The sequence below is a fragment of the Streptacidiphilus melanogenes genome (genome assembly GCF_000787835.1).
Classification (GTDB): Bacteria; Actinomycetota; Actinomycetes; order Streptomycetales; family Streptomycetaceae; genus Streptacidiphilus; species Streptacidiphilus melanogenes.
Genome location: NZ_BBPP01000053.1, coordinates 36,564 through 42,663, shown reverse-complemented (window position 1 = coordinate 42,663; position 6,100 = coordinate 36,564). Strand labels below are relative to the sequence as shown.

The 6,100-nt window shown below is 70.2% G+C and carries 5 protein-coding genes; all 5 read left to right on the top strand.

The features are described from left to right. Positions 1-315: 315 nt before the first annotated feature. The 5 genes from TR49_RS34910 (at position 316) to TR49_RS34890 (ending at position 6,074) form a co-directional block, all read left to right on the top strand. Entirely contained in the window at positions 316-1,980 is a 1,665-nt protein-coding gene (locus TR49_RS34910; protein ID WP_042389327.1) for an ABC-F family ATP-binding cassette domain-containing protein, read from the top strand. 270 nt (positions 1,981-2,250) lie between these two features. Continuing rightward, the gene (gene rplM / locus TR49_RS34905; protein WP_042389324.1) at positions 2,251-2,694 is read left to right on the top strand and encodes a 50S ribosomal protein L13; all 444 of its coding nucleotides are present in this window, start codon (positions 2,251-2,253) and stop codon (positions 2,692-2,694) included. 44 nt (positions 2,695-2,738) lie between these two features. Next, a complete protein-coding gene (gene rpsI / locus TR49_RS34900) occupies positions 2,739-3,230 on the top strand; it encodes a 30S ribosomal protein S9 (protein ID WP_042389320.1) in 492 nt (163 codons plus the stop codon). A gap of 125 nt (positions 3,231-3,355) precedes the next feature. Then, positions 3,356-4,714: a phosphoglucosamine mutase gene (gene glmM, locus TR49_RS34895; protein WP_042389317.1), complete on the top strand. Its 1,359-nt coding sequence runs from the start codon at positions 3,356-3,358 to the stop codon at positions 4,712-4,714. A gap of 127 nt (positions 4,715-4,841) precedes the next feature. After that, a complete protein-coding gene (locus TR49_RS34890; RefSeq protein ID WP_236653664.1) occupies positions 4,842-6,074 on the top strand; it encodes an aspartate aminotransferase type Ic in 1,233 nt (410 codons plus the stop codon). Positions 6,075-6,100 lie beyond the last annotated feature (26 nt).

Below are 6,100 nucleotides of genomic sequence, written 5' to 3'. Positions count from 1 at the left end.
GGGGGCCCCTTGTTGTGGTGGGGGGATCGGCGGCCGGGGGGCGCCGGGGCGGACGCGCACCGCCGTGTTGAGCGCGCTCCGCGCCGCGCTTCTCGCCGCGGCGCGGAGTCTGCCGCTGCCCGGGGCGTACTGCGTGGGTATCCGACCGTGCTGCTGTTCGCCACGGCGCGGGAGCGGCGTGCCCTGACGGCCCTCCGGCGATTGGCCCTGCTGACCAGACCCTGTCGTCATGCGCCGGAATCGTACTGGGTGTGGGCGAGCGGGCAGAAAAACCGGTTTGCCCGGTGGCCGCCCCGGGACCAACAATCGCTGCTCATGGGACACGTCGAGATCTCGCACCTGGAGTACTACCTGCCGGACGGGCGGGTGTTGTTCGGCGACGCGTCCTTCCGGGTCGGCGAGGGCGCCGCCGTCGCGCTGGTCGGGGCCAACGGCGCCGGCAAGACCACGCTGCTGCGGCTGATCGCGGGAGATCTGAAGCCGCACGGCGGCTCGGTGACCGTCAGCGGCGGGCTCGGTGTGATGCGGCAGTTCGTCGGCACGACGGGCCGCGAGGCGGCGCAGCAGGACGACGGTGCGGAGGCGCCGCTGGCGCCCGACGCGTCCGTGCGCGACCTGCTGGTCTCGGTCGCCCCGGCCAAGGTGAAGAACGCGGCGCGGGCCGTGGACGCGGCCGAGCTGGCGATGATGACGCAGGAGGACGAGGAGACCCAGCTCGCCTACGCGCAGGCGCTCGCCGACTGGGCCGACGCCGGCGGCTACGACTACGAGACCGTCTGGGACGTCTGCACCATGGCCGCTCTGGGCACCCCGTACGAGCGGGCCCAGTGGCGGGCGCTGAACACGCTCTCCGGTGGCGAGCAGAAGCGCCTGGTGCTGGAGTCGCTGCTGCGCGGCCCGGACGAGGTGCTGCTGCTGGACGAGCCGGACAACTACCTGGACGTGCCGGGCAAGCGCTGGCTGGAGGAGCAGCTGGCCGAGACCCGCAAGACGGTGCTCTTCATCTCGCACGACCGCGAGCTGCTGAACAACGCCGCCAAGAAGATCGTCAGCGTGGAGACGGGTGTCGACGGCAGCGAGATCTGGGTGCACGGAGCCGGATTCGCGACCTACCACCAGGCCCGCGAGGAGCGCTTCGCCCGTTTCGAGGAGCTGCGCCGCCGGTGGGACGAGAAGCACACCCAGCTCAAGAAGCTGGTGGTGGAGCTGCGCGAGTTCGCGAAGCGGTCGCCCGACATGGCGTCGCGGTACTCGGCCATGCAGACCAGGCTGCGCAAGTTCGAGGAGGCCGGCCCGCCGCCGGAGCCGCCGCGCAAGCAGGCGGTGACGATGCGGCTCAAGGGCGGGCGCACCGGCGTGCGGGCGTTCACCTTCGAGCAGCTGGAGCTGTCCGGGCTGATGCGGCCGTTCGACCTGGAGGTCTACTACGGCGAGCGGGTCGCGGTGCTGGGCTCGAACGGTTCGGGCAAGTCGCACTTCCTGCGGCTGGTCGCGGGCGAGCCGGTCGCGCACGCGGGCGCCTGGAAACTCGGCGCCCGTGTCGTCCCGGGACACTTCGCGCAGACCCACGCCCATCCGGAGCTGCACGGCCGTACCGCCCGGGAGATCCTCGAGTCCGAGCACGCGCTGGACCGCAAGGCGGCGATGAGCGTGCTGCGCCGCTATGAGCTGCACCACCAGGAGGCGGTCCGGTTCGAGAACCTCTCCGGTGGTCAGCAGGCACGCCTGATGATCCTGCGGCTGGAGCTGTCGGGCGCGACGGCCCTGCTGCTGGACGAGCCCACGGACAACCTGGACCTGGAGAGCGCGGAGGCGCTGCAGGAGGGTCTGGAGGCTTTCGACGGGACCGTGCTGTCCGTCACACACGACCGCTGGTTCGCCCGTTCCTTCGACCGTTTCCTGGTCTTCGGCGCGGACGGACGGGTCTACGAGGCTCCCGAGCCGGTCTGGGACGAACAGCGGGTGGCGCGGGAACGCTGATGCGGGACGTAGACTGGTGCACAGCTTGTGGATAACCGGCACGGTGAGTGGGCGGCGTTTTGACCCGCCAGCCGCTGGGCCGGTATTCTGCGAGTTCGTTGTGCGTATTGGCTCGCTCTATCTCACGTGAGAGGTCGGTACGCCGGTCCGCCAGGCCGATGAGCGGCGGCACTGCACACCCGATTGCGTCCGGGTCCGGTGCTCAGGCTGCTCCGATCGTCCTAGTGGTCCTGTCAGGCACACACTCACTGAAAAGCGAAGGCTACGACCGTGCGTACGTACAGCCCCAAGCCCGGCGACGTCCAGCGTCAGTGGCTCGTCATTGACGCCCAGGACGTCGTCCTCGGCCGTCTGGCCTCTCAGGCCGCCTCCCTTCTGCGGGGCAAGCACAAGCCGGTGTACGCGCCGCACCTTGACATGGGTGACTTCGTCATCATCGTCAACGCGGACAAGGTGCACCTGTCCGGGAACAAGAAGACCCAGAAGATGGCCTACCGCCACTCTGGCTACCCGGGCGGTCTGCGCTCCGTGCGTTACGACGAGCTGATGGACAAGAACCCGGAGAAGGCCGTCGAGAAGGCCATCAAGGGCATGCTCCCGAAGAACTCCCTGGGTCGTCAGATGCTCTCGAAGCTGAAGGTGTACTCGGGCGACCAGCACCCCCACGCTGCCCAGCAGCCGGTGCCGTTCGAGATCTCCCAGGTCGCTCAGTAAGACCGGCCACACCCTAAATCTGACGAGAAGAACTGAGGACAACCGTGGCCGAGACCACTGCTGAGCTCCCCCTCGAGGTCGAGGAGACCTTCGAGGTCGAGGAGACCGAGTACACCAGCGAGTCCCTTCCCTCCCGCTTCGGCGAGGCCCTGCCGGGCGCCGGCCTGGGTCGCCGCAAGGAGGCGATCGCCCGCGTGCGCATCGTCCCCGGCACCGGCCAGTGGAAGATCAACGGTCGCACCCTGGAGGAGTACTTCCCCAACAAGGTGCACCAGCAGACCGTGAACGACCCGTTCAAGGTTCTTGAGCTGGACGGCCGTTACGACGTCGTCGCCCGCATCAACGGTGGCGGCATCTCCGGCCAGGCCTACGCCCTGCGCCTCGGTGTCGCGCGCGCCCTGAACGAGGCCGACGTCGACGCCAACCGCCCGGCGCTGAAGAAGGCCGGCTTCCTGACGCGTGACCCGCGTGCGGTCGAGCGCAAGAAGGCCGGTCTGAAGAAGGCCCGCAAGGCGCCGCAGTACAGCAAGCGCTAAGTCGCACCCCGCTCCGCCGCATCGCATGGGGGAGCTGGTTTTCGCCACGCCCTGGGAGCACCGTGTGTTCCCAGGGCGTGGTTCGTTCATACCCGGCGTTACGCGTCACCGGAAGGTTCAGCAGTATGGGACGACTCTTTGGTACCGACGGCGTTCGCGGACTCGCGAACGTGGATCTGACCGCGGAGATGGCGATGGGCCTGTCGGTCGCCGCCGCGCACGTGCTCGGTGATCTGGGCGCGTTCGAGGGTCACCGCCCGGTGGCCGTGGTCGGTCGGGACCCGAGGGCCTCCGGCGAGTTCCTGGAGGCCGCGGTCGTCGCCGGCCTCGCGAGCTCCGGCGTCGACGTGCTGCGTCTCGGCGTGCTGCCGACCCCGGCCGTCGCCTACCTGACCGACGCCCTGGGCGTCGACTTCGGTGTGATGCTGTCGGCCAGTCACAACCCGATGCCCGACAACGGCATCAAGTTCCTGGCCAAGGGCGGCCACAAGCTCGACGACGCGATCGAGGACGCCATCGAGGCGCACTACGAGCGCTTCGGCGGCGAGGAGTGGTCCCGTCCGACCGGTGCCGCCGTGGGTCGCGTCCGCGACCACGAGGCCGGGCTCGACCAGTACGTCCAGCACCTGCTCGGTGCGCTGCCGAACCGCCTGGACGGCCTGAAGGTCGTCATCGACGCCGCCCACGGCGCCGCGTCGGTGGTCTCCCCCGAGGCGTTCCGCGCGGCCGGTGCGGAGATCCTCGCCGTCATCGGCGCGGAGCCGGACGGCCTCAACATCAACGACGGCGTCGGCTCGACCCACCTCGGCCCGCTGCGCGCGGCGGTCGTCGAGCACGGCGCGGACCTGGGCATCGCCCACGACGGCGACGCCGACCGCTGCCTCGCGGTGGACCGCGAGGGCAACGAGATCGACGGCGACCAGATCCTCGCCGTCCTGGCGCTGGGCCTGCGGGAGTCGGGCGCGCTGGCCAAGGACACCGTCGTGGCGACGGTCATGTCCAACCTCGGCTTCAAGCTGGCGCTGCAGCGTGAGGGCATCGAGCTCGTCCAGACAGCGGTCGGCGACCGCTACGTGCTGGAGTCCATGAAGGAGCACGGCTTCACGCTCGGCGGCGAGCAGTCCGGCCACGTGATCCTGCTGGACCACGCGACCACCGGCGACGGCACCCTGACCGGCCTGATGCTGGCGGCCCGCGTCGCCGCGACGGGCAAGCCGCTGGCCGAGCTGGCGGGCGTGATGGCGCGGCTGCCGCAGGTCATGATCAACGTCAAGGGCGTGGACAAGTCCCGCGCGGCACAGGACGAGGCGCTGCTGGCGGCTGTCGCCGAGGCGGAGGCGGAGCTCGGCGAGACCGGCCGCGTCCTGCTGCGTCCCTCCGGCACGGAGCCGCTGGTCCGTGTGATGGTGGAGGCCGCGAACCACGAGCAGGCGCAGAGCGTGTGCGAGCGGCTCGCGGAAGTTGTTCGGCAGAGGCTCAGCTAGGCACTATCCAGGGGCGCGAGGACCACCGGCGTGCGGATGGCCCTGTGCGTTCGGGGACTCGTCGCACAGGTTGGTTTGTCGCGCAGTTCCTCGCGCCCCTGGGTTGCAACAACCCAGGGAGAGAAAAGTGACGCTTCGTGAGGAATATGCGCAGCTCCGCGCCAAGGGGCTGAAGCTGGATCTGACGCGGGGCAAGCCCTCGCCCGAGCAGCTGAACCTGTCGAACCGGATGCTGGAGCTCCCCGGGGACGGTGACTACCTCGCGGCCGACGGGTCGGACACCCGCAACTACGGCGGGCTGACCGGACTGCCCGAGCTGGCGCAGATCTTCTCGCCGCTGCTCGGCATCCCGCAGGGACAGCTGATGGCGCTGGGCAACGCCAGCCTGCAGATCATGCACGACGTCATCGCGAACGCCCTGCTCTCGCCCGTGCCCGGCGCCCAGCGCCGGTGGGTGGAGGAGGACGAGGTCGTCTTCCTGTGCCCGGTGCCGGGCTACGACCGGCACTTCGGGCTGTGCGAGCGCTTCGGCATCACCATGGTGCCGGTCGGGCTCACGGGCGAGGGCCCGGACATGGACGAGGTCGAGCGGCTCGTCGCCGAGGACCCGCGGATCAAGGGCATCTGGTGCGTCCCGGCGTACAGCAACCCGTCCGGTGAGGTCTACAGCGCGGAGACCGTGCGCCGCCTCGCGGCCATGCGGACCGCAGCGCCGGACTTCCGGATCTTCTGGGACAACGCCTACGCGATCCACGACCTGACCGAGAAGCGCGCCGAGCTCGCGAACATCCTGGAGGCCTGCGCACTGGCGGGGAACCCGGACCGGGTCTTCGTCTTCGCGTCCACCTCGAAGATCACGCTGGCCGGAGCCGGCGTCGCCTTCTTCGGCTCCTCGACGGCCAACGTCGAGTGGCTGACGGCGCTGCTGTCCAAGCAGACCATCGGGCCGGACAAGGTCAACCAGCTGCGCCACGTCCGCTTCTTCGGCGACACCGAGGGCGTGCTCGCGCACATGGCCAAGCACCGCGCGCTGCTGGCGCCGCGCTTCGAGACGGTCGAGCACGTGCTGGAGCGCGAGCTCGGCGGGCGCGGGATCGCCCGCTGGAGCCGCCCCGAGGGCGGGTACTTCGTCAGCCTGGAGGTGCCGGACGGCTGCGCCGCGGAGGTCGTGCGCCTGGCGAAGGAGGCCGGTGTGGCGCTGACCCCGGCCGGTGCGGCCTTCCCGTACGGGCACGACCCGCGGGACCACCACATCCGCCTGGCCCCGAGCTACCCCTCGCTGCCCGAGCTGCGCGCAGCGATGGAGGCCGTGGCCCTGTGCGTGCGGCTGGCCGCCGAGGAGGCGAAGGCGCAGCAGTAACCGGGTGACAGCCGGGATCGGGATCG